A 24,544-nucleotide genomic window follows, 5' to 3' on the forward strand; every position below is an offset into this window, starting at 1 on the left:
GCAGTACCATCGGCGCTGTAAGGCTTAGCTTCCGNGCGGACTCCAGCAGCCGCTTGGTCAGCTGCTGGAGCAGCCCACCCTCGCCGGTCAGTTGCAGGCCCTCGGCCTGGGCCCGGCCCACCAGGTCATCGATCAGCTGGTCGTCAACGGCCTTGGGCGGCGAAGCCGCTGCCGCCTCGCCGGCCTCGTGCTCGGCCACGTTCTCACTGGTCATCGATGCATCCTCCATGATCGGGAGTTACACCGAACGATTTACAGTCCCCACCAGACCGAACGGGGAACAGCGGGGAACCACGGTGAAAGCCGCCGAGGCCGACAGGGCGGCGGACGGACCGGTCGCATAGGTCGGCGATCGAGTCAGCCGCGAATGATCGCAGCCTCCCAAGCTGAGGGCATAGAGAAGGCAGCTCTTGAGGGGTCCTACGGCCCGGTCGGCGCGACTTGCAGTGGTCGACGGCGTTGACAGCGCGGCTGAGACCGATGGGGTGCTGCGGCAAGGCATACGCGCACCTAGTCGGTCAGCCCACCTGCCCACTGGCTGACGGTCGCCGACTGAGGCACAGATGCCTGCGGAGTATCCGCCGTCAGACCGTCCGACCGCCTCCACAGCAGACCGGTGCTACTGGCACAGGCGCCAGCCCGTACCCACGGCTTGACAACTCAGCTACTAAATGAGTTAACTACCACCTTATGGACTTCACTGTGATTGCCCACGCGGTAGAGGTGGACCACGGCATCAAGCGCCTCTCGATGCGCTTCATCAAGAAGTACGCCGCACCGGAGAGAGATCGACTCAGTGCGGCGCTGCGCGAGCAGATCAGCAAGGAGCTTGACAGGCACGGCTTGACGACGCTTCCGAAGACTCTTCCTCCATCCGAGAATGACTTCGTGTTCGTCATCCAGAAGGACAGCCCGCTAGGGCAGGTCGTGTCTCTGGCTGCCGTAGTGGCAGGCATGGAGAAGCTCGGCATGACGTCGTTCCCGTCGGGCATGTTCGACAACATCCCTGGGACCTTGAAGGACCTCACTTAACATCCACGGCTGACATCGACGTTGACGAACGCCGACAGCCACCCACGGCCGTTGATAGCCGGTGAGTCCGTGCGGATCCACGGCGTAGCCGGGCAGTGATCGAACTCCTAAAGCGGGTGTCGCAGGTTCGAATCCTGCCGGCGGCACAGGAAAGGGCACCTACGAATTTTTGTAGGTGCCCTTCGGTGGTTCAGGCGGCGTGCGGGGTGAAGGTGACGTGTGAGTCGCCTTCATCGATGGTCAGGTTGAGAGTGCCGTCCAGGGCCTTGGCCAAGCGCCGCAGCAGTGGGGGCGTCGGCACGGTGTCGCCACCCTCTGTCCTGGCGACCCGGGCTGTGTCATCCCGTTCCGTTCTGCCAGTCCCGTCTGGGACAGGCAGAGCTCGATCCGACGGTCGTACACCGCTTGGCCGAGATCGCCGGCCAGCCGCGCGTCGACGTGCTCCTGGTCGTATGCCACCGCCTCACCCGCAGCTGCCGGGTCCGGCGCTTCCTCCATGCGCTGTGCTGTATCAGCTTTCCTTGCACCGCTCGTACGTGTGCTGGGCATGGCCGTGTTCGGCCTCGCAGACCTTCTGACCCTTGATACGCATGCTCGACTTTCGCCGATCAGCGCGTCTTCGTCTTGCGGAAGACCGTCAGCAGCACGATCTGTTGAACGCATAGCGCAAGCCGCCGCAACCTTGGGACTCAAGGAAGACTCCTGACGTGGGTGTCGCAGGTCGAATTCTCTCCCGGCGCTCTCAGTGGAACGCGCCGGGAGCGGGGCTCAGCGGTGGAAACCAACTGGTGCGGTCTGCCGGGGCGCCTTCGGACGGCACGGGCGCGGGCAGACGTAGACGGTCGGTGCGGCGCCCGATGGGGATTCCGGAATGATGGCGCGCGGCACACCCTGGATTGGCTCGCCGCAGCAGTCGCAGCGCCTCACCGTCGTGCTCCCCGGACGAGGCGGTACAGGACTCGGGCGGTCTCGCAGGCGGCGGGGTGGCCGGGCGTCGGCCGCTTCCGGCAGTCCTCGCAGCCGGGCGCGTGATCGAGGAGACCACGGTGGGCATGGCCAGCGACGCAGGCCGGGCAGGCACGCGGGTACCAGCACGTCCCGATTGTCGACGTGGACCAGGGCGCTGGACTCACCTGCTCACCGAAATCGATGGCGGTATCGGAAGTCAGACCGGCCCTGCACCAGACGCACCTGGCGCCCCGAACCTGGTCGTCGGTGAGCTTTGTCGGTTCGGGCAGAGCGAGCGCGCCGACAACCTCGGGCGGGACCACCAGGGCTGATAGCGGCTCTCCCGCTGCGGCGGGGGTACCGGTACGGTGCGGCATGTCGACTCCTCCACAGTCGGCCATGCCCGGGGCCGTTCGCGCGGCCGCCGGGCGCTGTCGTGCTGCGATCGTCATGCGGGTCGCTGGGACGTGGGAACATCCCTCATTCACCACTTCAGGACGTCCTTCGGGGGGTAAAACGTCCCTACACGACCGAGGGGGGAAACGATGGCGAACGAACGGTTACGTAAAGCCATGGCCGCCGGTGGCTGGACGCATGCCACCCTCGCGCAAAAGGTCGGTGTCGACCCCAAGTCGGTGGAGCGGTGGGTGAACAAAGACCGCACCCCCCGGCAGCGGACCGCGTTGATCGCCGCCGAAGCGCTTGGCGAGGATGTCCACGCGCTGTGGCCGGCGCTGCGCCAGCCGAGGACAGCGCGCACGATCAGCCCCGAGGTGGTAATGCTGTACCCACGGCGAGCAGATCTCCCGATATCGGCCTACGCCGAGCTGTTCGCGCAGGCCCGCGAGCAGCTCGAGATTCTGGTGTACGCAGGGGTGTTCCTGCATGAGGGCTACCCGCGGCTGAACGAACTCCTTGAGGAGCAGGCCGCCGCAGGCTGCGCGATCCGCATCGCGGTGGGCGACGACGACTGCGAGCAGGTGCGGGCACGCGGACGGGAGGAGCGGTTCGGGCACGGTATCGAGTCCCGCTGCCGTCTTGCGCTGATGCACTACCGGCCACTCCTCGGCGTGCCCGGAGTGGAGGTCCGCACGCACGCGACGGCCCTGTACAACTCGATCTACCGGGCCGACGACCAGATGCTGGTGAACGGGCACATGTTCGGCGTCAACGCCTACGGAGCCCCGGTCTGGCAGTTGAGGAGAGCGGAGGACGGCGGCATGTTCGACACCTACGCGGCCAGCTTCGACGCCGTGTGGGAGACGGCCCGAGCTGTGGAGGAATAAGTGTCCCGCCGCACCGAGTACTACGACGATCCCCAGGCTCCCGAGCCCAACTCACTTGTGGTGGCCGCCTCTGCGGTCGTCACCGACGACCAGGGCCGCATCCTCCTGCAGCGCCGCCGGGACAACGGCCTGTGGGCGCTTCCCGGCGGAGGGATGGAAATGACCGACAGCCTCCCCGGTACGGCCGTGCGGGAGGTGAAGGAGGAGACCGGGCTGGACGTCGAAGTCACCGGCCTGGTCGGCACTTACACCGATCCGCGGCACGTGATCGCCTACAGCGACGGGGAAGTCCGCCGCCAGTTCAACGTGTGCTTCCGCGCCCGCGCGATCGGTGGCGAACTGGCCATCTCCGACGAGTCCACGGAGCTGCGGTGGGTCGCACCGGCCGAGCTGGACGGTCTGCCGATGCACCACACTCAGCGGCTGCGGCTGAAACACGCCACCGAGGGCCGGGCTAAGCCCTATCTGGGGTGAGTCAGGGGTATGCCGACGGTGACGGTCAAGGGCCCAGGCCAGTGGGCCCGAGGCGCCCGACTTGCACCGCCTTTATGAGGGGGGTGGGTGCGGAGCCATTCGGTATCCCGGAATCCAGTGATCTGTAGACCCCTATCCGGCCCCCCTTGGCCGCCGTGTTCCGCAAAAGAACATCGAACCGGCGCATCTCTGGCACGGAAGCTAACACTCCGCACTGACAGAGCCGTTATTCGCGTGCCGTCCCGCACAACCCGGCGCGGTTCTGGCCCGTCCGCTGAGGCGCCAGCCGTCCGAGCTTCCCACAAGGTGCCTTACCGTTGCTTGCCATGCTTTCGCCTCGTGTAGAGGTGAAGCAAGCTGAGCGAGCGAAGACTTGATCACGTCGAGGAGCGCTGGGAGTTCCGTTTCGCGCCGGAACACCGAACGCTGCTCCGAGCAGGGCCGCCTGCGGGGAGCCGTAGTTGGCCGGATTGGCGGGACGACGACCCGATGGACTTGGCGCAGCGGTTGGCGTGGCAGACAGACGGAGTGCGGTTCGACGTGGAGCACAACGGTTTCTGGCATCCGGACTGGGAGCGGTGCGTCAGGGATCAGTTCCGCGCGCGGACCACGACGTCGAAGCCGAGGCCCCTCAGCAGCTTGACGGCGCAATCCTTGCCGCCGGAGAACTCGTCGCTTCCCAGAGGGTCCCGACCGGGCAGACAACCGTGCGCTGCTCCCACGATGGCCTTCGAGTCGTACACCTTGCCGTCGATCTCGAGCAGGTAGCTGCGCGACGGTCCGAATCCGTACCGGTGCAAGAACGCGTCCCGACCGAGTCGGTCGTACTCCGCGACGGCCTGCAGGACCGCAGCTCGGGTGATCTCGTACAGCGCCATGAGGTGACGGTAGCCGAACCGGTGCCCGGTCATTGCCTGCTGACCGCCCGCGACACCCCCGCCGTGACCGTCGTGGCCAGGATCCAGCCGGCCGCGATCAGGGTGTAGGAGAGCCACTGGCCGGGGCCTCGGGGGGCGAAGGCGGGTTCCTGGCCGAAGGTGATGATCGGGACGAGGAGGTCGAGGGTGTAGAAGACGGCGTTGAAGGGGGGTGCCTTGCCGGGCTCGAGGGGAGCGGGGGCGTGCAGAGCGAAGTACAGGGCTCCGCAGGCCAGTAGGGCCAGGAGCCACAGGCCGGCGCGGAGGGGGCGGTAGCCGTAGCCCACGGCGGCGTCCTGGATGTGGCCCCAGAGGCGGGTGTGCGCGGGGAGGCCGGCGCGGCGGTGGCGTTGTTTGGCCAGGAGGACCGTGCGGGCTTCGTCGTCGTGGCCGAGACGCCGGTAGGCCGCCGCCAGTTGCTCGTAGGGCTGGGGCAGGTAGCCGCCGGGTGAGCGGCGGATCCAGCGGACTCGTTCCGTGGCCGACAGGGGGGAGGCCAGCGTGTCGTACGTCGTGTCGGTCAGGCGGAGGTCGGCGGGCCAGGTGTCCGGGGCGTCGTGGAGCGTGCCGAGGTGGGCGTTGCGTGCGTCGACCACTCCGTCGATCGGGCGCCGGGTGCGCAGGTCCGTTTCCCGGGTCCGGATGGCGCGCAAGGACAGGGCGGTGCCGCCCGGGTGGGTCAGTTCGGCGTCGCGGAGGCTGAGTTCCGTGCCGACGTGTGTGCCGTCGAGTTTCACCGCGCCGTCGACCGTGAGTCCGACGCCCAGGTCGAAGTTGCGGGCGACCGTGACGTCCACCGCCTCCAGGGCGACGTCACCGGGATTGCTCAGCCGCGCCCCGCAGAAGCCGATGGCCGCCGCGACCGTGGCGCCGGAGAGGATGAGCCGGCCCTCGGCGCTGAAGCCGGGGTGGCAGGTGAAGTCCTCGGCGACCCGCACGTGGTAGGCGTCCAGGGCGTGGCGGCCGGGGGCACGGAGGGAGGCGCCCTCCAGGTCGAACTCGCCGTCTATGGCCGCGCCGGACAGCCGGAACGTCCCCTCCACGGCCAGGTTGGTGCACAGTGCGTCGCCGGCCACCTGGGCGTGAACCGCCGATATCGCCTCGCCGTCGGGGAAGGCGATCTTCGTGTCGCGCAGATCCAGGTCTCCGTTGATCTGGGTGCGGGTGAGGGCCAGGGGGCCCGTGAGGCGGCAGCGGGTGAGGACCAGTCTCGCGTCGATCTGTGCCGTGTCGGCCAGGAGTCCGGGCAGGGTGCAGCCCCCCATGGCCAGTTCCCGGGTCCGGGCGCCCTGCAGCAGCGGTGCCTCGTCGAAGCGGCAGTCGGTCAGGACGACCGGTGCCGTGATCTCCGTGAACCGGAGGTCCAGGAGGCCCGTGATCCGCGCGCCGGTCAGGCGGAGCGCGGGGCGGTCGCCCGGCGTGTGCTCGGCGTTGGCGCCCAGCAGCAGTGCCGCGATGACGTCGGACCGGATCACCGGGTCCGGTGCTGCCGGGTCGTCCGGGGCTTCGACGGGGCGGCCCTGCGGGTAGGCGTCCCACAACCGGCGTTCGTGGTCATTGAGTTCGTTGAGGCGCACGGACGACGATCTTCCTGGGGCTGCCGGGTGCCGGGCAAGCCCCGTTTCCCCCTTTCCATCCGCTGGCCTTCCGTCCGCTCGCCTTCCGTCCGCTCGCCTTCCGTCCGCTGGCCTTCCGTCCGCTCGCCTTCCGTCCGCTCGTCGTCTCCGTCAGGTTCTCGCCTCCGCGCCCACCGTCACGTGCTCGCCCGGGGCGCACCGCAGCAGGCGTGCGGCGTGGCCCCGGCGGTCGGCCTCCGCGAGGAAGTCGTCCAGCGGGGACCGAAAGACCGTGTAGTCGTTGTAGTGGACGGGCATGGCCCGGCGGGGGCGCAGGAGGTCGAGCAGGTCGGCGCCCTGCTGGGCGTCCATGGTGACCACGAGACCGCCGGGCAGGGTCGTGCCGCCCAGGTGCAGGACCGCCAGGTGGATGTCCGGGTGGCGTTCGGCGATCTCGCGCAGGCCCTCGTACATCAGGGTGTCGCCGGAGAGGTAGAGGACCAGCCGGGTCTCGCCCGAGCGGTCGCCGAACTCCAGCAGGCTGCCCATCACCGGCGGCAGCAGGAACCGGGCGGCTCCGGGCGCGTGGCGGCCGGGGAGCGAGGTGATACGGACGGTGGAGTCGCCGTGACGCAGCGTGTGGCTCTGCCAGGTGCGCAGGCCGGTGGCGCGGCGGAAGCCGTACAGGCCCTTCAGGAGGCGGGAGCCGTGCGGGGTGGTGACGAACGGCAGGCCCCGGTCCAGGCCTCGGCGGGCCACGCGGTCGAAGTGGTCGCCGTGGAGGTGGGAGAGGACCACGGCGTCCAGGTCCTCGTGCGGCAGTTCCGTCACGTCGAGGGCCGGCTCGGTGACCCGGCGCGAGACCAGTCCGTAGCCGAGGTGGGCCCGCTGTCCGCGGTGGAGGAAGTTGGGGTCCGTCAGGAGGGTGAGGTCTCCGTAGCGGATCAGCAGGGTGGCGTTGCCGATGAACTGGATGTCCGCGGCGCCCTCGGGCGGCTTCGCCGGGTTCGGCGGGTTGGGTGAGTGGTGCGGCACGGTCGGCTCCTTCCGTCGCTCGCGGCTCCCCCGGGTACTGCCACGAGTGCTCGAAGGGCCCGGGGTCACACCCCCGGCGGGCCGGGTTGCGCGTACCCCGTATCAGGCGTACCGCCGAGGGTGTCTCTGCGATCCCGGGCTGGTCACGGAGACCTTCCGGCACGGCGTGGAAGAGGTGCTGCGAGACGTCTCGGTACAGGTGCCCGCGGAGGGCTGAGAAGGAATCTCAGAAAAAATCTCCGCCCGGCCGTCCCGCCGTGTCGAGACCGCGCGTCCGGCTCCGTCCCAGGGGTGAAGGCGGCCACAATGGGCCGCACCAGCACCGAGGAGACGACGCATCATGGCCAAGTACCTGCTGCTCAAGCACTACCGAGGCGCTCCGGAACCGGTCAACAGCGCGCCGATGGACCAGTGGACGCCGGAAGAGATCTCGGCGCACATGCAGTACATGCAGGATTTCGCGGACCGGCTCGAGAAGACGGGTGAGTTCGTCGACGGACAGGCGCTCGCCCCCGAGGGGACGTGGGTGCGGTACGACGGTGAGGGGAAGCCGCCGGTCACCGACGGGCCGTTCGCCGAGACCAAGGACCTCATCGCCGGCTGGATGGTGATCGACGTCGACAGCTACGAGCGCGCCGTCGAGCTGGCCGGGGAGCTGTCCGCCGCCCCGGGCGCGGGCGGGAAGCCGATCCACGAGTGGCTGGAGCTGCGTCCGTTCCTGACCGCGCCCCCGACCGTCACGGAGTGACCACACCGATGGACGAGGCCCTGATCAGGAGCCTCACGCCCAGCGTGCTGACCGTCCTCGTCCGCCGCGGAGCCGACTTCGCGGCGGCCGAGGACGCGGTCCAGGACGCGCTGGTCGAGGCGGTCCGCGGGTGGCCGGACGACCCGCCGCGGGACCCGAAGGGGTGGCTGGTCACCGTGGCCTGGCGGCGGTTCCTCGACGCGACCCGCGCCGACACCGCCCGCCGGCGGCGTGAGGACCGGGTCGAGGAGGAGCCGGAGCCCGGACCTGCGCCGGACGTGGACGACACGCTCCAGCTCTACTTCCTGTGCGCGCATCCCTCGCTGACGCCGTCCTCGGCCGTCGCGCTCACCCTGCGCGCCGTCGGCGGGCTGACCACCCGGCAGATCGCCCGGGCCTACCTGGTGCCCGAGGCGACGATGGCGCAGCGGATCAGCCGGGCCAAGCGCACCGTGTCCGGCGTCCGCTTCGACCAGCCCGGCGATGTCGGCACCGTGCTGCGCGTCCTCTACCTGGTCTTCAACGAGGGGTACTCCGGTGACGTCGACCTCGCCGCCGAGGCCATCCGGCTCACCCGGCAGCTCGCGGCCTCCGTCGATCACCCCGAGGTGGCGGGGCTGCTCGCGCTGATGCTGCTCCACCACGCGCGGCGCGCGGCCCGGACCGCGCCCGACGGCAGCCTGGTGCCGCTCGCCGAGCAGGACCGCGGCCGGTGGGACACCGCGGCGATCGCCGAGGGGGTGCGGATCCTGCAGGCGGCGCTCGCCCGGGACCGGCTGGGCGAGTTCCAGGCCCAGGCCGCGATCGCCGCCCTGCACGCCGACGCGCCGACCGCCGGGGAGACCGACTGGGTGCAGATCGTGGAGTGGTACGACGAGCTCGCGCGTCTGACCGACAACCCCGTCGTGCGGCTCAACCGCGCGGTCGCCGTCGGGGAGGCCGACGGGCCGCGGGCCGGTCTGGCGGCGCTCGCGGGGCTGGACGACGCGCTGCCCCGTTACACCGCGGTGGCGGCGTACCTGCACGAGCGCGACGGCGACCCGGACACGGCGGCGCGGCTGTACGCCGAGGCGGCCCACAAGGCGCCCGACCTCGCCGAGCGCGACCATCTGACGCGTCAGGCAGCCCGCCTCAACTCCCGTCGCCGTGAGCGCCGGTGACCGGCCGGGCAGGGGCCGGTGAGCGCGGACCGGCCTCGTCCGGCCGGGCGTTCACGTCGTGCGCCCGGCCGCCCGGGGGGCGCAGCGCGCAGAAGTAGCCGATCGCCAGGGCGACGGCCATGCCGTAGAAGACCCACTGGTTGCCTCGGCGAAGTCGAGGCGGATGGCGGGCATCGCGTCCCGCACGGCGGTCTGCGTCGGGGCGTCGCCCGTCGGGGTGCGGGCGTCCGCGTTGCCGGTGATCGCCTCCGTGACGTCCCGGGCCGTGGAGCGCCGGGCGTCCGGCTTGCCCTCCGCGGCCGCGGAGGGCCTCCTCGACCCGGTCGGTCATGGAGTGCTTGCGTCAGCATGGTGCCGAAGACGGCCAGGCCGACGTCGGCGGCGTGGTTGCGGACGGTCTGCGTGATGCCGGTGACCTCGCCGCAGGAGGGGTTGATCGAGCGGTTGACGGCGTCCGTGCAGGCGGGGGCGAGGACGAAGCCGATGCCCGCGCAGGCGGGGGCGAGGACGAAGCCGATGCCCGCGCAGGCGAGGGCGAGGACGAAGCCGATGCCCGCGCAGGCGAGGGCGGCGTAGGGCCACTGGTCGTGCATGGACAGGTCGGCGAGTTTGTCCGTGCCCGCGCCGGTGGACGCGCATCCGGACTTGCGCGGTGCGCCCGCGCGCCCTCACACCGGGGTGCTCGGGCCGCCGCCGTCCTGTCCCTGGTAGCGCAGCAGCAGCATCGCCGCGTCGTCGTGGTGGGGGCCCGCCGCGTGCCGTACGAGGTCCTCGCGCAGGGCGTCCAGGGCGCGGTGGACGTCGGGGTCCTTCAGGAGGTGGGCGCGCTCGGCGAGCGGGTAGAAGCCGCCCCGCTCGTCCCGGGCCTCCGTGACGCCGTCGGTGTAGAGGAGCAGTTGGTCGCCGGGGCGGAAGGGCACCGGGAAGGGGTCCGGGCCGGGGCCGCCGTGCGCGGCCAGGCCCAGCGGGAGGGCGTACGCGGGTGGTTCCGGGAAGTCGGCGGTGCCGTCGGCGTGGACGAGCAGCGGCGCCGGGTGGCCGTAGTTCAGGAGGACGACCCGGTGGTCGTCGCCGATCTCGCCGAGGACGGCGGTGACGAACTTCTCGTCCTCCAGCTCCCGGGCGACGCTGCGCTCGAGCCGCTCCCCCAGTTTGACCAGGTCCTTCTCGTCGTACGCCGCCTCCCGGAAGGAGCCGAGGACCCGGGCCGCGGTCTCCACGGCCGCGAGGCCCTTGCCCTGGACGTCGCCGACGATCACCCGGACGCCGTGCGGCGAGGCCACCACCTCGTACAGGTCGCCGCCGATCCGGGCCTCGGCGACCGCCGACGTGTACGAGACGGCCGCGTGCAGCGGTCCCGCGGTCAGCGGTACCGGGCGCAGCAGGACCCGCTGGGCCGCCTCCGCGATCGAGCGCACGCTGGCCAGCTCGGCCTCGCGGCGCGAACGCATCACGGCCGCCGCGATGCCGACACCGGTCACGCCGGCCACCGACAGCATGGCGGTGTAGCCGCGGGGGCGGTCGAAGAGCCCGTTGTACATGCCGAGGCCGACGCAGAGCAGCAGCGCGGTCAGTCCGATCACCGCGGTGCGCCGCCAGCCGCCGACCAGTCCGCCGAACGCCGGTCCCAGCGCCACCAGCGGCAGCAGTCCCACCCCGGGGCCCATCGTGAGGTCCACGGTGGCGACCACGGCCATGGCGGCGAAGGGCATCCAGGCCAGCAGCACCGCGGAACCGGGCGACGGCTTCTTCACGGTCATGACTACTCCGGTGTCGCAGCGCTCAAGAGCCGCCCTCTCCCTGCCCTCAGGCGCCCTCCCCAAGTCCCTCAGCCTAGGCAAGGGTCCGGGCGCGCAGGAGTTCCCGGGCGGTCCTTGACCCAATCGAGGCCGAGTCGCACCCGCCGGACCCACCCGTCACACGGACCCGCCCGTCACGCGGACCGCACCGCCGCCCGCGTCGGCAGCAGCCCGCCGTCGGGCGCGTGCCGCCGGCTCGCCACCGTCAGCGTGAGCGTCACCGTGAGCGAGGCGAGCGCCATCACGGTCATGGCCGTCGCCGGTGAGGTGAACTGGGCCACCGTGCCGGCCAGGGTCGCGGCGACGCCCTGCATGGTGAGCATCCCGGAGGAGTGCAGTCCGAGCGCGTGCCCGGAGAGCTCGTCGGGGGTCAGGGCGACCAGGCGCTCCTGCTGCACCAGGGTCGCGCCGAAGCCCACCGAGGCCACGGCCACCAGTACGGCCGTCAGCGGCAGCGGCGGGCGCAGGAAGAGGACGAGGTACGGCGTGGCCAGCAGCACCAGCAGGGGGACGCCGAGGCGCGGGCGCAGCCGGGCCGGGAGCAGTCGGCCGACCGTCAGGTCCCCGGCCAGCATGCCCAGCGCGCCGCAGGCGAACAGCGTGCCCGCGGCCCGGGGTTCGTAGGAGACGTACAGGGACTCGCAGCCGACGACGAGACCGTTGGGGATCCACAGGGCCAGGTACACGTAGCGGCGCGGGCGGGCGGACCACAGCAGGGAGTTGGCGCGCCAGGTGGCTCGTACGGAGGGGCGGCCGGCGGTGCGGGGCGGGCGGCGGGTCAGCCGGAGGGCGAGGCCGGCGGCGGTGGCGTACAGACCGGCCGCGAGCAGCAGGCACAGGCGCGGTGACAGAAGGGCCACCAGGACGCCGCCGGCCGCGTAACCGGCGATCTGCATGACGCCGTTCATCATGTTGAAGAGCGAACGCCCCGTCAGGTAGCGCTCCTTGGTCAGGATCTCCGTCAGCAGGCCCCAGCGGACCCCGCCGCCGACGGAGGCGATCAGGCCCTTGACGAGGACGATGGCGAGCATCGTCCACACCGGCAGGCCGGGCAGCGCGAGAGCCGCGGTGATGACGGCGAAGGACAGTGAGAGACACGTCAGCGTCGCACGCGGTGGCAGCCGGTCGGCGCCGGAGAGGAAGAACGTGGCGCCCAGCATCTGGGCGAGCGCCGGGCCGAACATGCTGACCGCGGAGAGCAACGGCGAGTTCGTCGCCCGGAACACCAGCGTGCCGAGGGCAAGTCCGCTCACCGTCTGGGCGGCGAGGTTGGCGGCGGAGGAGAGGAAGAGCGGGCTGAACTCCGGGGTGCGGAAGAGGTCCGCGTAGCTTCTGCGGCTCGTGTCTGGCATGCGGGGAGTGTGGGGTGGGCGGGAGACCGGCCGTTAATGTTTCGCAGGGACGCGAAAGGTCGGGTGGAGGGCAGACCGCATGGGCTGGTGGGAGGTCAACGCCGACACGCTCGCCCGCAGCCGTTTCGTCGTCTCGCCGCTCGACGAGACCCTCGCCTGCCTGAAGCTGCTGCACGCCGGCGTGGCCGGGCATCCCGGTGAACGGGCGTGGCTCGACACCCACCGGCCCGCTCATCTGCGCCGGATGGCGGCCGATCCGGTGGCCGCGCTGCTCGTCGGCGCGGGTCTCGGCCGGGGGTGGAACGCGGACTTCCTCACCCCCACCCCGGCCGAGGGCCTCAGCTTCGAGGAGGGCGTCGCGCGGATCCGGGCCACCCGCCCCGACGAGGCCCGCGCCGACCTGGCCGTCTCCGTCGGAGGCCCGCTCCCGGCCGCTCTGGACCGCGACGACCTGCCCGAGCGGGCCGCCGCGCTCCTCGAGGACGTCTGGACGGAGGCGGTACGGCCGGACTGGGACCGGCGCCGGCGGGTCCTGGAGGCGGACGTCGTCGCGCGGACCGCGCAGGTGAGCCGGGGCGGCTGGGCGGCGGTCCTGGACGACCTGCGGCCCGGCACCCGCTGGCTGGGCGACAACCGGCTCCAGATCAACCTGAACCCGTACCCGCCCCGCGAGCTGTCCGGGGCCGAGCTGATCCTCGTACCGATCACTCCGCAGCGGCACGGCTGGGTGGCGTGGGAGGAGCCCGAGCGGTACGCGGTGGTCTACCCGTGCGCGGGCGCCCTCGCGGACGACGGCGCCCGGTGCGTGCCCGCGGCCCTCGGCGCGCTGCTCGGACCGGCCCGGGCGGCCGTGCTGACGCTCCTCGGCACCCCCATGAGCACCAGCCAGCTGGTCGGCGTGACCGGACAGGGCCTCGGCTCGGTCGGGCGGCACCTGCGGGTGCTCCTCGACGCGGGCCTGGTGGAGCGGCGGCGCGCGGGCCGGTCGGTGCTGTACTCGCGGACACCGGCCGGGGAGGTGCTCGTGGAGGCGGGCAGCGGGGACGGTGCCGAGGCGCCGGACTAGCATCCGGTGCATGACGACCTCACCGAACACGCGGAACGACGACAGTCTCCCCCTCGACGTCGAGATCGGCGCGCTCCAGGGCGGGACCGCAGACCTCTCCCAGTACGCGGGCCGGGTCGTGCTGGTGGTCAACGTGGCCTCCAAGTGCGGACTCACCCCGCAGTACTCCGGCCTGGAGCGGCTGCACGAGCGGTACGCGGAGCAGGGGTTCACCGTGCTGGGCGTGCCCTGCAACCAGTTCATGGGCCAGGAGCCGGGCAGCGCCGACGAGATCGCCGAGTTCTGCTCGGCGACGTACGGCGTCACCTTCCCGATGACCGAGAAGGTCGAGGTCAACGGGGAGGGCCGGCACCCGCTGTACGACCGGCTGACCGGTTTCCCGGACGACGAGGGGCACAGCGGGGACATCCGCTGGAACTTCGAGAAGTTCCTGATCGGCCGGGACGGCAAGGTCGCCGCCCGGTTCTCCCCGCAGACCGAGCCGGAGGCGGCCGAGGTCGTGGCGGCCGTCGAGGCGCGCCTGGCCGGTTGACCTTGCCCCTGGGTCAAGCCGGAGGGTCTGCGTCACCGGGCGGAAGAGCCGCCCGGTGACGGAGGACGACGGCGTGGACGACGGCATGGGTGACCGGGCGGGGGACGTGCGCGACGACGCGTTGCTGACCATCGGCGCGTTCGCCGCGCGGGCCCGGCTGTCGGCCAAGGCACTGCGGCTGTACGACCGGCTGGGCCTGCTGGCGCCCGCCCACGTGGACGAGGCCACCGGCTACCGGTACTACCGCGCCGGGCAGGCCGAACGCGCCCGGCTGGTGGCCCTGCTGCGCCGGCTGGACATGCCGCTCGCGCGGATCGCCGAGGTGGTCCACGCGGACGGCGACCGGTCCGCCGGTCTGCTCGACGCCTACTGGGCGGACGTGGAGGCCCGGGTGGCCGGGCAGCGCACGCTCGTCGAGTACCTCCGTGGACGGCTGACGGGAAGGGACTCCGAGGTGTACGGAAAGTTCGTGGTCGAGACGGTGGACGTGCCCGAGCAGGTGGTGATCAGCGAGAGCCGGCACGTGCTGGCGGACGAGCTGCCGACGTGGATCGGTGCCTCGCTGGGGCGTCTGGAGGAGGCGGCCCGGGACTGCGGGGGTGTGACGGCGGCGCCGTTCGTCGTCTACCACTCGGACGTGTCGACGGAGAGCGACGGCCCCGCCGAGTCCTGCGTGCCGGTCGCCGACGAGGCGGCGGCGCGGGCGTGGAGCGAGGAGCGGGGGCGGGCCTGGCAGACGCGGGTGCGGGTGGAGCCGGCCGGGCGGCTGGCCTACACCCGGATCACCAAGGCCCAGGTGGCGTATCCACAGATCCTGGCCGCCTTCGGGGCGGTGGAGGAGTGGATCGCCGCGCAGGGTCTGACGGTGACGGGGCCGTGTCGCGAGGTGTACTTCGCCGACTGGGAGGCGGCGGGCCCCGAGGACCCGGCGTGCGACGTGGCGTTCCCGGTGAGGTGACGTGAGGTGACGTGGCGGGGCCCTCTCGGCAAGGTCGGCGAACTGGTCGAGAGGGCTCCGTCGGCGGTACTGGCGGATGAAGCGTGGCGGCGTTACTCCTTGACCGAGGTCACGAAGGCGTTCCACGCGTCGGCGGGGAAGGCGAGGACCGGGCCGCCGGTCACCTTGGAGTCGCGGACGGCGAGCGCCTCCGTGAGCGGTGACCTGACCTCGACGCACGCGCCGTTTCCTCCGGAGTAGGAGGACTTGGTCCACGATTCCTGGGCGCCCTGAAGAATTGCCATGTCTGCTCCGATGGCGAGTCGCGAGTGTGGTTTACGCCAATGACGTGTGATCTTTGGCGTGATCGACGCTACTCGCTGGCCTCCCTGGACGGAGCAGCCATTCACCCGACCGGATGGCATATTCCAGGTGAGTCTTCCAGTACATCGTGGCAGGGGTGTACCATCCCGCCCTCGTCCGCCTTCGGGGCTTCAGCGGCTCAGCGCGCGTACTCCTTCGCCACGTCCTCGATGAGCTGCCGCGACTGCTCCACGTTCAGGGCCTGCGCCCGCAGATGCTCGTACATCACCGTGTACTTCTGCACGTCCGGCGCCTTCTCCAGGTACAGGTCGCTGGTCACGCCCTCGATGTACACCACGCTGGAGTCGGCCGCGTCGGCGAACTCCAGGATGGAGTACTGGCCGTTGATGCCGGGGTGCGCCCCGACGTCGAACGGCAGCACCTGCACGGTGATGTGCGGCAGCTGCGACATCTCGGCGACGTGCTCCAGCTGCTCCCGCATCACCTGCCTGCCGCCCACCACCCGGCGCAGGCTGGCCTCGTCGAGGACCACCCACAGCCGCAGCGGGTTGTGTTCGGCGGAGATGCGCTCCTGCCGCCGTATGCGGACCTGCACCCGTTTCTCGACGTCGGCGACCGAGGTCTCGGGCAACGCGCCCTGGATGAGCGCCTCGGCGTAGGGCCGGGTCTGCAACAGGCCGGTGATGATCTGGGGTTCGTAGGTGCGCAGCGACTCCGCGTCGGTCTCCAGGCCGATGTAGACGCTGTACGGGATGTCCCCGAAGGCGTGCCACCAGCCCTGCTGGCGCGAGTCCTTGGCCATCTGCATCAGCGAGTCGACGATCCGCTGGTCCTCGACCTCGTACACCCCGCACAGGTCGCGGACGTCCCGCTGGCTGATGCTGCGCCGCCCGTTCTCCAGACGGCTGATCTTCGACTGGGAGACCAGCAGCCGCTCGGCGACCTCCTCGGCCGTCATGCCCTTCTGCTCACGGAGCCGGCGCAGCTCCTGGCCCAGCCGACGCCGCCTTACGGTGGGATTGACACTCGACGCCACGGGACGTGCACCTCCGGCTGGGTGACTCGTACTTGCCACTTTGTGTATCTGCTGCTGAGCAGACTGCCACCAAGGTGCTTTCTACCGCTGGGAAACGGTCGATATGCGCCGCGTACACGCCAGTTCGGCACGCCACCCCCGTACGGTGCCGCGCGGGGCGGCGGAACCTTTCCGCGGTCCGGGCGTGCCGGACGTACGGTCGGTTCCGCCGCCCCGCGCGGACCTGCGGCTCCCGTGACCGGGCTTGGGGACTGACGGTGCGGCGTTGCGTTGCTGTGGTGCGGTCGTGCGGTCGTGCGATGCGCTCGTCGGGCTAGTGGGCCACCGCCCGCGCCATGGATCCGTGGCGCGGTTGCGCCGGAACACCGCGGGCGGGTTCCGGGGCGGGCCTCGCCCCCGGTCCCGGGGCCTGGCGGCCGACCGGGGCCGGACTGCGGCGTGGCTGTGCCGCAGCGCCGTTCTGGACGTCCATCACCGCGTGCGCCACCAGGCCGCCCATGGGGTCGTGCCTGATGAGGTCCCGCAGCCGGGACCGCGACGAGCGTCCTTCGTTGCCCGGGTAGAGGTGCTTGCCGAGCCCGACCGCGTGGGCCAGCGCGGCGAGCGCCGCGGTCCGCGGGTCCGGCGGGACGCCGGTGCGGATCGCCGAGTCCAGCCGGGCCTTGATCTCCCGGCTGATCGCCGTGTCCGTCGCCTGGTAGCGAGTCGTCGGCAGCACCCCGCACATCTGGCCCTCCACGGCATGCACCATGCCGCATCGCTCCAGATGCGAGAGGTAGGTCTGGCGCAGCCCCAGGCGGGGCCCGCCAATCCAGTTGACCGCCCGTACGGGAGCGCCACGCCTTCGCAGCAACTCCAACGCGCAGTCGAGTGTTGGATCTCCTGTCGGCCGTGGGGCCACCACGGCGATACGATCCCCGTCTGGGGCTATCCGTCCGGCCAGCGCCAGCTCCACCAGCTGTGCTCCGGCCAGACCGAGGTCGAGCGACTGCGGCTGTGCGGTGGTACCCGTGGTCGGGTCCAACGCCAGCAGCAGAAGCTCCTCCGGAAGTGTTCTGCGGCTCCTGCCCATCCATGCCTCCCCGCGTGGATGACAGACAGGGTGACCCCTCTCACATTGGTCTGTCGAGGGTGCGTGACCGCTTCGTAGTGGAACCGGTAGGTATGTCGTTCTCGTCTTCCGCGTGGGTTCCACCCGTACACAGGACACTGGTAAATGGTTTCGGTACGGGTTCGGTAGCGCGCACAGGACGTGCGGCGCATGGAGGAGGCATCGGTGGCGGGCGAGTCCCCCGACAGGTCGAAGCAGCGCGAGTCGTCGGAAGAACCGACGTCGGGGAGCGCGGGTCCGGTTCCCGAAGCCAGGACCGAGGCGAGCGAGACGCGTGATCCGCGGCTGGCGGTGGCACGGGAGGACGCGAAGCGCTCCGCGGGGTCCCGTGGCGGTGTCGACACGGCGACCCGGGTGCTGTCGGTCCGCGAGACGGCGCCGGAGGCGGAGGCCGCCGGCGAGGACGACGACGCCGGGGCGGCCGACGCGTCGTCGGACACGTCCGCCACTCCGGAGAAGTCCGAAGCCTCCGAGGGCGACGACGCCGTGCCCGCCGCCGGGAACGACGGCCGGCTGAGGGACGCCGTCGCTGCCTGGGTGGCCACCGCGGACGAGCGCGCCGCCGCCAACGCGCGGCTCGAGGACGCGCGGGACGCGGAGGAGTCTTCACGGGACGGCGACAAGGACGCCGACGTGCCCGAGGCCGCCGAGGACAGCGAGGCCGCCCCGCAGGACACCGAGAAGACCGAGGAGGCTGAGACGGCCGACGGTGCCGCCGCCGACGGCGCCTCCGACGCGGACGCGGCCTCGGGCTCGGACGCGGGCGCCGCATCGGACGGGGACGAGGAACCGGCCGTCGGTACCGACTCGGCCACGGGCCCCGCCCCCGACGCCGACTCGGACCCCGCCTCGGATTCGGGCTCCGCCTCGGACGCGGACGCAGCCTCGGGCTCCGACGCGGACGCAGACCCGGCCCCGGAACCGAAGTCGGACCTGAAGTCGGACCCGAAGCCGGATCCAGAACCGAAGTCGGACCCGAAGCGGGACCCGGAACCGAAGCCGGACTCGGACGCGGAGGCCGGGTCCGGGCACGACGGCGACGGCGGCGGCGCTGACAACGATGGCCGTGACGGCGACGACGACGGCGGTGCGCCGCCCGTCGATCAGCCCACGGCCGTGTTCAAGGCGCCGCGGCCGGCCGAGCCCGCCGTCGACCAGCCGACGACCATGCTGAAGCTGGGCGACGCCGTCTCCGCCGCCAAGAAGGCCGGCCAGGGCGGCGACGCCCCCGCACGGTCCGAGGGCGATGCCGAGCGGACCAGTAAGTTCGTGGCGCTGCGGAACCCGGACGATCCGGCGAACCGCAAGCCCCCGCAGTCCTCGCAGGCGGCGCAGGCGGCGCAGGCCTCACCGGCCGCCGGGACGCCCAAGGCGCCCTCCGCGGGGCCCAAGGCGCCGCAGGCGCCCCGTACCGGGGTCACCGCCGCCAGGCCGCACGTCGGGCCCGACCGGACCACCCAGCAGCCGCTGCCGCCCAAGCCTCCGCTGGACCTGCTGGCGGAGCTGACGAACACCCCGCCGCCCCCGGAGACCCCGCTGCGGACGACGGTGCGCCGGGTCAAGATCTGGACGCCGCTGGTCATCCTGCTGGTGATCATCCTCGGCGTCGTGCAGTCCATGCGCCCGCTGCCCGCGCCGACCCTCGACCTCACGGCGCAGGACAGCTTCTCGTTCGAGGGCGGCAAGCCGGAGATCCCGTGGCCGTCCAGCGGGCAGGCCGCGCTCGACGTGCAGGGCATCGGCTCCTTCGGCTCGTCCGGCGACCAGAAGCCGGTGCCGATCGCGAGCGTGGCCAAGGTCATGACCGCGTACGTCATCCTGCGCGACCACCCGCTGGGGAGCGGCGCCGAAGGTCCGAAGATCAAGATCGACCAGGCGGCGGAGGACCAGTCGGACGCGGGCGACGAGTCCACCGTCCACGTCTACGCCGGTGACTCGATCTCCCAGCGCGAGGCCCTCAAGGCCATCCTGATCGCGTCCGCGAACAACGTGGCGCGGCTGCTGGCCCGCTGGGACGCGGGGTCGGAGAAGGCGTTCGTGGAGAAGATGAACGCCGCCGCCGAGGACCTCGGCATGACCAACACGACGTACACCGACCCGTCGGGGCTGAACAACACGACGGTGAGCACGGCCGTGGACCAGGTGAAGCTGGCCAAGGCGGCGATGAAGGAGCCCGCGTTCCTCGAGGTCGCCAGGATGATGTCGTACGACGACTACAAGGGCACCAACCACCCCAACTGGAACCAGCTGGTCGGTCACAACGGCGTCGTCGGCATCAAGACCGGCACCACCACCTCCGCGCTCGGCAACCTCGTCTTCGCGGCGAAGAAGGAGGTCGGCGGCGAGACCCGGACCATCGTCGGGGCCGTGATCCGCCAGCCGGACGTCGGCGGGGGGATTCTCGCCGCCGCGCTGGGCTCCAGCGACAAGCTGATCCGGGCCGCACAGGACACCCTGAAGTCGTCGACGATCATCGAGAAGGGGAGCGTCGTCGGGTACGTCGACGACGGTCTCGGCGGCCGTACGCCGGTCGTCGCCACGAAGGACGTCAAGGCCGTCGGCTGGGGCGGGCTGACCGTGAAGCTGACCTTCGACGCGGACGAGGTGCCGCACACGGCGAAGGCCGGTACCAAGGTCGGCACCCTCACGGTCGGCGACGGCGGCACCAGCGGCGCCGTGAAGGTGCCGGTGGCCCTGGGAGACGACCTGGTCGAGCCCGGGTTCTCGGACAGGCTGACCCGCCTGGGCTGACGGCCGGCCCGCCCGGGCCGAAGCGACGCCCCTCGCCCCCGCGGCCACCCGGGCCGCGGGGGCGTTCGCGTCCTCGGAGGCGCCGGGAGGGTCCCGAAAGGGAGGAGGCAACTGTGCGGGGCCGCGTGCTAGCGTCACGAAACGGGGCAGTCGCCGGTCGTGGGAACGGGACACGGCCCGAAGAAGAAGACGGGACACGGGGAGTGCCTTCAGGTGGCCACTGCGGAGCCGACACGCGCCGACGACGCCGATCCGGGCCCGGGAGCCGGTCCGCGGCCTCGCGTACCCGAGCCCCGCAGGGACGACGGGGAGCGCGCGGAGAGCGCCAAGGACACCGGCGGGCGGGACGGACGCGGCCCGGCGGACGGCGACCATGAGACCCGGCCTTCCGGGGCCCGGCCTGCCCGTCCCGAACCCGTCGAGCCGAAAGCGCCGTCGGCCGTGAACACCGCCCTCCTGGCCCTGCGCGAGCGCATGCTGCGCCACCCCGTGCTGTCCGTGACCGCCCTGGCCGGGGTGCTCCACATAGTGTGGTTCTTCACGTTCGCGAACAGCGGCGGCGACCTCGCGGCGCAGGACGCGTGGGCCGAGTTCGTCGGCCGGCACCCGGACTCGGCGTACAACCTCGCCTGGTACGGCGGCATGCACCCGGTGTCGTACAGCGTGATCTCGCCGTACCTGATGTCGGTGCTCGGCGTGCGCACGACGATGATGATCGCGGGGACGGTGTCGGCCGGGCTGCTGACGATGATCCTGATCCGCAGCCGGGTGGTCCGCAATCCGCTGTGGGCGTCGCTGGCGGGCCTGTTCGCGCTGCTGGGCAACGCGGTGTCGGGGCGGGTGACGTTCGGGCTCGGCATGATGTTCGGGCTCGGCGCGGTCGCCGCCGTGTTCTGCTGGCCCCACCGCTGGCGGCACGAGCGCTGGGCCAAGGGGCTGTGCGCGGCGCCGCTGGCCGCCCTGTCGACGATGGCCTCGCCGGTCTCGGGGCTGTTCGTGGGCCTGGTGGCGGTGGCCCTGTTCCTGCAGAAGCGCCGCCCGGGTGCCTGGTCGCTGGGCCTGGCCCCGGCCGCGGTCGTCGCGCTGTCGGCCGTGCTGTTCCCCTTCTCCGGCACGCAGCCGATGTCCTTCGGCTCTGCGGTGCTGCCGGTCCTGTACGCGGGCCTGGTGTACTGGTTCGTGCCGCGCACCTGGACGACCGTGCGGATCACCTCGGCGGTCTACGGCCTGTCCGTGCTGCTGGTCTGGCTGATCAGCTCGCAGATCGGCTCCAACATCACGCGTCTGGCGATGCTCTTCGCCGGGGTGGCGCTGGTGGCGGCGCTGCCGTTCACGGTGCCGAAGTCGCGCAAGTGGTACGCGCTGGTGGTCTCGATCGTCGGCTTCGTAGGCTGGATCGGCTTCAAGTCGGCCGACGACGCCATCCACACCACGCCCGCCGCCTCCTGGGCGCGCGAGCTGGCGCCGCTCGTCAACGAGCTGCAGCAGGTCGGCGCGGAGCAGGGCCGGGTGGAGGCCGTGCCCGCCCGCTCCCACCGGGAGGCCTCGGCGCTCGCGCCGTACGTGAACCTGGCCCGCGGCTGGACCCGCCAGGCCGACATGGAGCGCAACCCGCTCTTCTACGACGACACGCTCAACTCGGCGAACTACCACGAATGGCTGAAGCGCTGGGCGGTGCACTACGTGGTGCTGCCCAAGGACGAACCGGACGGCGACGGCGGCAAGCGCGAGCGGGAGCTGCTGCAGCGGGGCCTGCCGTACCTGAAGCAGGTCTGGGGCGACGCCAACTGGCAGCTGTTCCAGGTGACCGACCCGACGCCGCTGGCGGAGCCCGACGCGGTCGTCCGGCGGGCCGAGCAGGACGAGTGGGTCATCGACGTGCAGCAGCCCGGCCGCATCCTGATCCGGATGCCGTACTCGCCGTGGCTGAGCCTCGTCGACGAGGAGGGCAACAAGCTGCAGCCGCCCCGGGAGACGGAGGCCTCCAAGAACGCCCCGGAGGGCACGCCGAAGACGTACGACAACGTCAACGGCTGTCTGACGGAGACCGAGGAGACCGCCGACGGCGACACGTGGACGACGCTCGTCGCCCCCGAGGCGGGTACGTACCGGCTGTCGGCGCCGTACGGGCTGAAGCGGGGCACGCCGTGCCCCGACGAGCTGAAGTAGCGGACCGGGCGGCCTCTTCGGGGGCCGCCCCGATTCGTTCATGTAGGTGAACGCAGGTCAGCAAGGCGAACCTTTTTACTCCTCCTTGACTCTCCCCTTCCTTGTCGTGCCCGCGTCGGCGCGCCCACGATGAGCGGGCACTTCGCGGCCTGCCACGCCCCTACCCCGCTCGAGCGAAGTGCCAACCAGCTGAGCGGAGTTCACAAGGCGGACCCCGGAAGGGGGCACATGAACGGTCTCGACTGGTCCGTGCTCATCGGCTACTTCGCCGTCATGGTGGCGATCGGCGTCTGGTCGCACAAACGCGTGGACGACGTCAGCGACTTCTTCACGGCCGGCGGCAAGATGCCCTGGTGGCTGTCCGGCATCTCGCACCACATGTCGGGCTACAGCGCGGTGATGTTCACCGGCTACGCCGGCATCGCCTACACCTACGGCGTCACGTCCTTCGTGACGTGGTCGTTCCCCATCGCGCTCGGCGTCGCCATCGGCTCCAAGCTGTTCGCGCCGCGCATCAACCGGCTGCGCTCGCGGCTGCACGTGGCCTCGCCGCTGGAGTACCTCAAGAACCGGTACAACCTGCCCACCCAGCAGGCGCTGGCCTGGTCCGGCATGCTGCTGAAGATCGTGGACGTGGCCGCGAAGTGGGCGGCCATCGCCACGCTCCTGTCCGTCTTCACCGGCATCACCCTCAACCAGGGCATCCTGATCACCGGCGTCATCACGGGCATCTACTGCACGATCGGCGGCCTGTGGGCGGACGCGCTGACCGAGCTGGGCCAGTTCGTCATCCAGCTGCTGGCCGGTGTCTCGATGTTCGTGGCCGTGGTCCTCAAGCTGGGCGACCACGGCGGCTTCTTCGGCGTCTGGGACGAGCCGGCCCTGCAGGGCCACGGAAAGCCGCTGGTCGGCCCGTACGGGACGGTGTTCCTGCTGGCCTTCCTCTTCATCAAGCTCTTCGAGTACAACGGCGGCATGCTCAACCAGGCCCAGCGCTACATGGCCACGCGCGACGCCCGCGAGGCGGCGCGGGGGGCCCGGCTGTCGGCGGCGCTGTGGCTGGTCTGGCCGGTGGTGCTGTTCTTCCCGATGTGGATGTCGCCGCTGCTGGTGGAGTCGCAGAAGGCGGACGGTTCCGACTCCTACGCCCTGATGACCGAGCAGCTGCTGCCGCACGGGTTGCTCGGCCTGGTCATCGTCGGCTTCTTCTCGCACACCATGGCCATGTGCTCCTCCGACGCGAACGCCATCGCAGCCGTGTTCACCCGTGACGTGGCGCCGGTGCTGTCGAAGCGGGCGCGGGGCTGGGGGCAGCGGTCGGGGTTGCTGGCGGCCCGGCTGACGACGGTGATCTTCCTCGGTCTGTCGATGGCGGTGGCGACGCAGGTCGACTCGCCGACGTTCAAGGACATCATCACCGTCGTGATCAAGTGGGTCGCCGGTCTGATGGGCCCGATCGCGATCCCGATGATGCTGGGTCTGCTGCGGCCCTTCCGCCGCTCGGGCCCGACGGCGGCGCTCAGCAGCTGGGGTCTGGGCCTGGTCGCGTTCTGGCTGGTCAACTACCCGATCAACTGGAACGTGGACGGCGGGGTGCCCCTGGAGTACCAGGTCTCCGTGCCGCTGGCGGTCTCACTGGTCCTCTACGTCCTGGTCGGATACCTGAAGCCGGAGGACACCCCGGAGCGGCTCGCGATCATCGAGCGCGTCAACACGGACGGGGACGGCGACGCCTCCGGCGCGGCGGCCGCGATCCCGGCGCCGGCGGGCGGGGCGGACGACGCGGTGGGTCGCGGCCGGGTGGGCGACCAGAGGATGTCGTCCTGAGAGGCACGTACGACCGGTGTCCGGCCGGTGGCCACGGTTGGTGGGCACCGGCCGGGCGGCTCAGCGCAGTTCCTGGATACGGATCTGGTTCCCCGCGGGGTCCCGGAAGGCGCAGTCCCGGATGCCGTACGGCTGCTCGGTCGGTTCCTGGACGATCTCGGCGTTACCGGCCCGCACCTTCTCGAAGGTGCCGTCGAGGTCCTCGGTGGCCAGGAGGATCCACCCGTACGTGCCCTTGGCCATCATCTCGGCGATGGTGCGGCGCTCGGCGTCGGTGATGCCGGGGTCCACGGCGGGCGGCGACAGGAGCAGCGAGACGTCCGGCTGGCCGGCCGGTCCGACCGTGATCCAGCGCATCTTGCCGTTCCCGACGTCCTTGCGGACCTCGAAGCCGAGGACGTCCCGGTAGAAGGCAAGGGACGCGTCCGGGTCGTCGTGCGGGAGCACGGTGGTGTGAATGCTGATGTCCATGGCGGCCACGCTA

Annotated in this window: 20 protein-coding genes and 3 pseudogenes; 11 read left to right on the forward strand and 12 right to left on the reverse strand. The window is 71.3% G+C overall.

Annotated features, from left to right (window positions below):
* Positions 1 to 16 precede the first annotated feature (16 nt).
* Positions 17 to 214, reverse strand: a pseudogene (locus ABS735_RS34755) (IS256 family transposase); the annotation flags it as partial.
* Positions 215 to 690: 476 nt separating this feature from the next.
* On the opposite strand from ABS735_RS34755, the gene ABS735_RS34760 reads away from it, so the two are divergent.
* The gene (locus ABS735_RS34760) at positions 691 to 1,032 is read left to right on the forward strand and encodes a hypothetical protein (protein WP_373904054.1); all 342 of its coding nucleotides are present in this window, start codon (positions 691 to 693) and stop codon (positions 1,030 to 1,032) included.
* 190 nt (positions 1,033 to 1,222) lie between these two features.
* Here ABS735_RS34760 and ABS735_RS34765 read toward each other — a convergent pair.
* Positions 1,223 to 1,544, reverse strand: a pseudogene (locus tag ABS735_RS34765) (helix-turn-helix domain-containing protein).
* Between the two features lie 981 nt (positions 1,545 to 2,525).
* On the opposite strand from ABS735_RS34765, the gene ABS735_RS34770 reads away from it, so the two are divergent.
* Positions 2,526 to 3,266, forward strand: coding sequence for a helix-turn-helix domain-containing protein (locus tag ABS735_RS34770; RefSeq protein WP_373904055.1), 741 nt, complete (start codon positions 2,526 to 2,528; stop codon positions 3,264 to 3,266).
* Positions 3,267 to 3,740: an NUDIX domain-containing protein gene (locus ABS735_RS34775; protein WP_373904056.1), complete on the forward strand. Its 474-nt coding sequence runs from the start codon at positions 3,267 to 3,269 to the stop codon at positions 3,738 to 3,740.
* Positions 3,741 to 4,330: 590 nt separating this feature from the next.
* On the opposite strand, the gene ABS735_RS34780 is transcribed toward ABS735_RS34775, so the two are convergent.
* The 3 genes from ABS735_RS34780 to ABS735_RS34790 form a co-directional block, all read right to left on the reverse strand.
* Positions 4,331 to 4,618 (reverse strand): ScoMcrA-related endonuclease, encoded by a 288-nt coding sequence (locus ABS735_RS34780; protein ID WP_373904057.1) that lies wholly within the window; start codon positions 4,616 to 4,618, stop codon positions 4,331 to 4,333.
* A 29-nt stretch (positions 4,619 to 4,647) separates the two neighbouring features.
* A complete protein-coding gene (locus ABS735_RS34785) occupies positions 4,648 to 6,234 on the reverse strand; it encodes an oxidoreductase (protein ID WP_373904058.1) in 1,587 nt (528 codons plus the stop codon).
* Between the two features lie 150 nt (positions 6,235 to 6,384).
* Positions 6,385 to 7,248 carry an MBL fold metallo-hydrolase gene (locus ABS735_RS34790; protein WP_373904059.1) on the reverse strand — a complete coding sequence of 288 codons (864 nt, stop codon included), beginning with the start codon at positions 7,246 to 7,248 and terminating at the stop codon, positions 6,385 to 6,387.
* A 340-nt stretch (positions 7,249 to 7,588) separates the two neighbouring features.
* Between ABS735_RS34790 and ABS735_RS34795 the strand changes: the two genes are divergently transcribed.
* Both ABS735_RS34795 and ABS735_RS34800 read left to right on the forward strand, forming a co-directional pair.
* On the forward strand, positions 7,589 to 7,996 hold the full coding sequence (locus tag ABS735_RS34795) for a YciI family protein (protein ID WP_373904060.1): 408 nt from the start codon (positions 7,589 to 7,591) through the stop codon (positions 7,994 to 7,996).
* An 8-nt stretch (positions 7,997 to 8,004) separates the two neighbouring features.
* A complete protein-coding gene (locus ABS735_RS34800; protein WP_373904306.1) occupies positions 8,005 to 9,156 on the forward strand; it encodes an RNA polymerase sigma factor in 1,152 nt (383 codons plus the stop codon).
* Here ABS735_RS34800 and ABS735_RS34805 read toward each other — a convergent pair.
* The 3 genes and pseudogenes from ABS735_RS34805 to ABS735_RS34815 all read right to left on the reverse strand — a co-directional run.
* A pseudogene (locus tag ABS735_RS34805) lies at positions 9,128 to 9,797 on the reverse strand (hypothetical protein); the annotation flags it as partial. The gene ABS735_RS34800 and the pseudogene ABS735_RS34805 sit on opposite strands and share 29 nt — an antisense overlap.
* Positions 9,798 to 9,824: 27 nt before the next feature.
* Complete coding sequence (locus ABS735_RS34810; RefSeq protein ID WP_373904061.1) at positions 9,825 to 10,916, reverse strand: PP2C family protein-serine/threonine phosphatase; 1,092 nt, start codon at positions 10,914 to 10,916, stop codon at positions 9,825 to 9,827.
* Positions 10,917 to 11,089: 173 nt separating this feature from the next.
* Positions 11,090 to 12,307, reverse strand: coding sequence for an MFS transporter (locus ABS735_RS34815; RefSeq protein ID WP_373904062.1), 1,218 nt, complete (start codon positions 12,305 to 12,307; stop codon positions 11,090 to 11,092).
* Between the two features lie 79 nt (positions 12,308 to 12,386).
* Here ABS735_RS34815 and ABS735_RS34820 point away from each other — a divergent pair, with 79 nt between their 5' ends.
* The 3 genes from ABS735_RS34820 (at position 12,387) to ABS735_RS34830 (ending at position 14,863) form a co-directional block, all read left to right on the forward strand.
* Positions 12,387 to 13,373 carry an ArsR/SmtB family transcription factor gene (locus ABS735_RS34820; RefSeq protein ID WP_373904063.1) on the forward strand — a complete coding sequence of 329 codons (987 nt, stop codon included), beginning with the start codon at positions 12,387 to 12,389 and terminating at the stop codon, positions 13,371 to 13,373.
* 10 nt (positions 13,374 to 13,383) lie between these two features.
* Positions 13,384 to 13,905, forward strand: coding sequence for a glutathione peroxidase (locus ABS735_RS34825; protein ID WP_373904064.1), 522 nt, complete (start codon positions 13,384 to 13,386; stop codon positions 13,903 to 13,905).
* 85 nt (positions 13,906 to 13,990) lie between these two features.
* Positions 13,991 to 14,863: a MerR family transcriptional regulator gene (locus tag ABS735_RS34830; protein WP_373904307.1), complete on the forward strand. Its 873-nt coding sequence runs from the start codon at positions 13,991 to 13,993 to the stop codon at positions 14,861 to 14,863.
* Between the two features lie 92 nt (positions 14,864 to 14,955).
* Here the strand turns inward: ABS735_RS34830 and ABS735_RS34835 are convergent, their stop codons facing one another.
* From ABS735_RS34835 to ABS735_RS34845, 3 genes are all read right to left on the reverse strand, one after another.
* Complete coding sequence (locus ABS735_RS34835) at positions 14,956 to 15,147, reverse strand: DUF397 domain-containing protein (RefSeq protein WP_373904065.1); 192 nt, start codon at positions 15,145 to 15,147, stop codon at positions 14,956 to 14,958.
* A 197-nt stretch (positions 15,148 to 15,344) separates the two neighbouring features.
* On the reverse strand, positions 15,345 to 16,202 hold the full coding sequence (locus tag ABS735_RS34840) for a helix-turn-helix domain-containing protein (RefSeq protein ID WP_373904066.1): 858 nt from the start codon (positions 16,200 to 16,202) through the stop codon (positions 15,345 to 15,347).
* 313 nt (positions 16,203 to 16,515) lie between these two features.
* Positions 16,516 to 17,274, reverse strand: coding sequence for a GOLPH3/VPS74 family protein (locus tag ABS735_RS34845; RefSeq protein WP_373904067.1), 759 nt, complete (start codon positions 17,272 to 17,274; stop codon positions 16,516 to 16,518).
* A gap of 189 nt (positions 17,275 to 17,463) precedes the next feature.
* Here ABS735_RS34845 and ABS735_RS34850 point away from each other — a divergent pair, with 189 nt between their 5' ends.
* The 3 genes from ABS735_RS34850 (at position 17,464) to ABS735_RS34860 (ending at position 24,060) form a co-directional block, all read left to right on the forward strand.
* Positions 17,464 to 20,064 (forward strand): D-alanyl-D-alanine carboxypeptidase, encoded by a 2,601-nt coding sequence (locus ABS735_RS34850; RefSeq protein WP_476755866.1) that lies wholly within the window; start codon positions 17,464 to 17,466, stop codon positions 20,062 to 20,064.
* A gap of 213 nt (positions 20,065 to 20,277) precedes the next feature.
* A complete protein-coding gene (locus ABS735_RS34855; protein ID WP_373904068.1) occupies positions 20,278 to 22,233 on the forward strand; it encodes an MFS transporter in 1,956 nt (651 codons plus the stop codon).
* Positions 22,234 to 22,461: 228 nt separating this feature from the next.
* Positions 22,462 to 24,060 carry a sodium:solute symporter family protein gene (locus ABS735_RS34860; protein WP_373904069.1) on the forward strand — a complete coding sequence of 533 codons (1,599 nt, stop codon included), beginning with the start codon at positions 22,462 to 22,464 and terminating at the stop codon, positions 24,058 to 24,060.
* Positions 24,061 to 24,120: 60 nt separating this feature from the next.
* On the opposite strand, the gene ABS735_RS34865 is transcribed toward ABS735_RS34860, so the two are convergent.
* A complete protein-coding gene (locus tag ABS735_RS34865; protein ID WP_373904070.1) occupies positions 24,121 to 24,531 on the reverse strand; it encodes a VOC family protein in 411 nt (136 codons plus the stop codon).
* Between the last annotated feature and the right edge of the window lie 13 nt (positions 24,532 to 24,544).

This window comes from Streptomyces sp. MMCC 100 (assembly GCF_041538145.2).
In the GTDB taxonomy this organism is placed as follows: Bacteria; Actinomycetota; Actinomycetes; order Streptomycetales; family Streptomycetaceae; genus Streptomyces.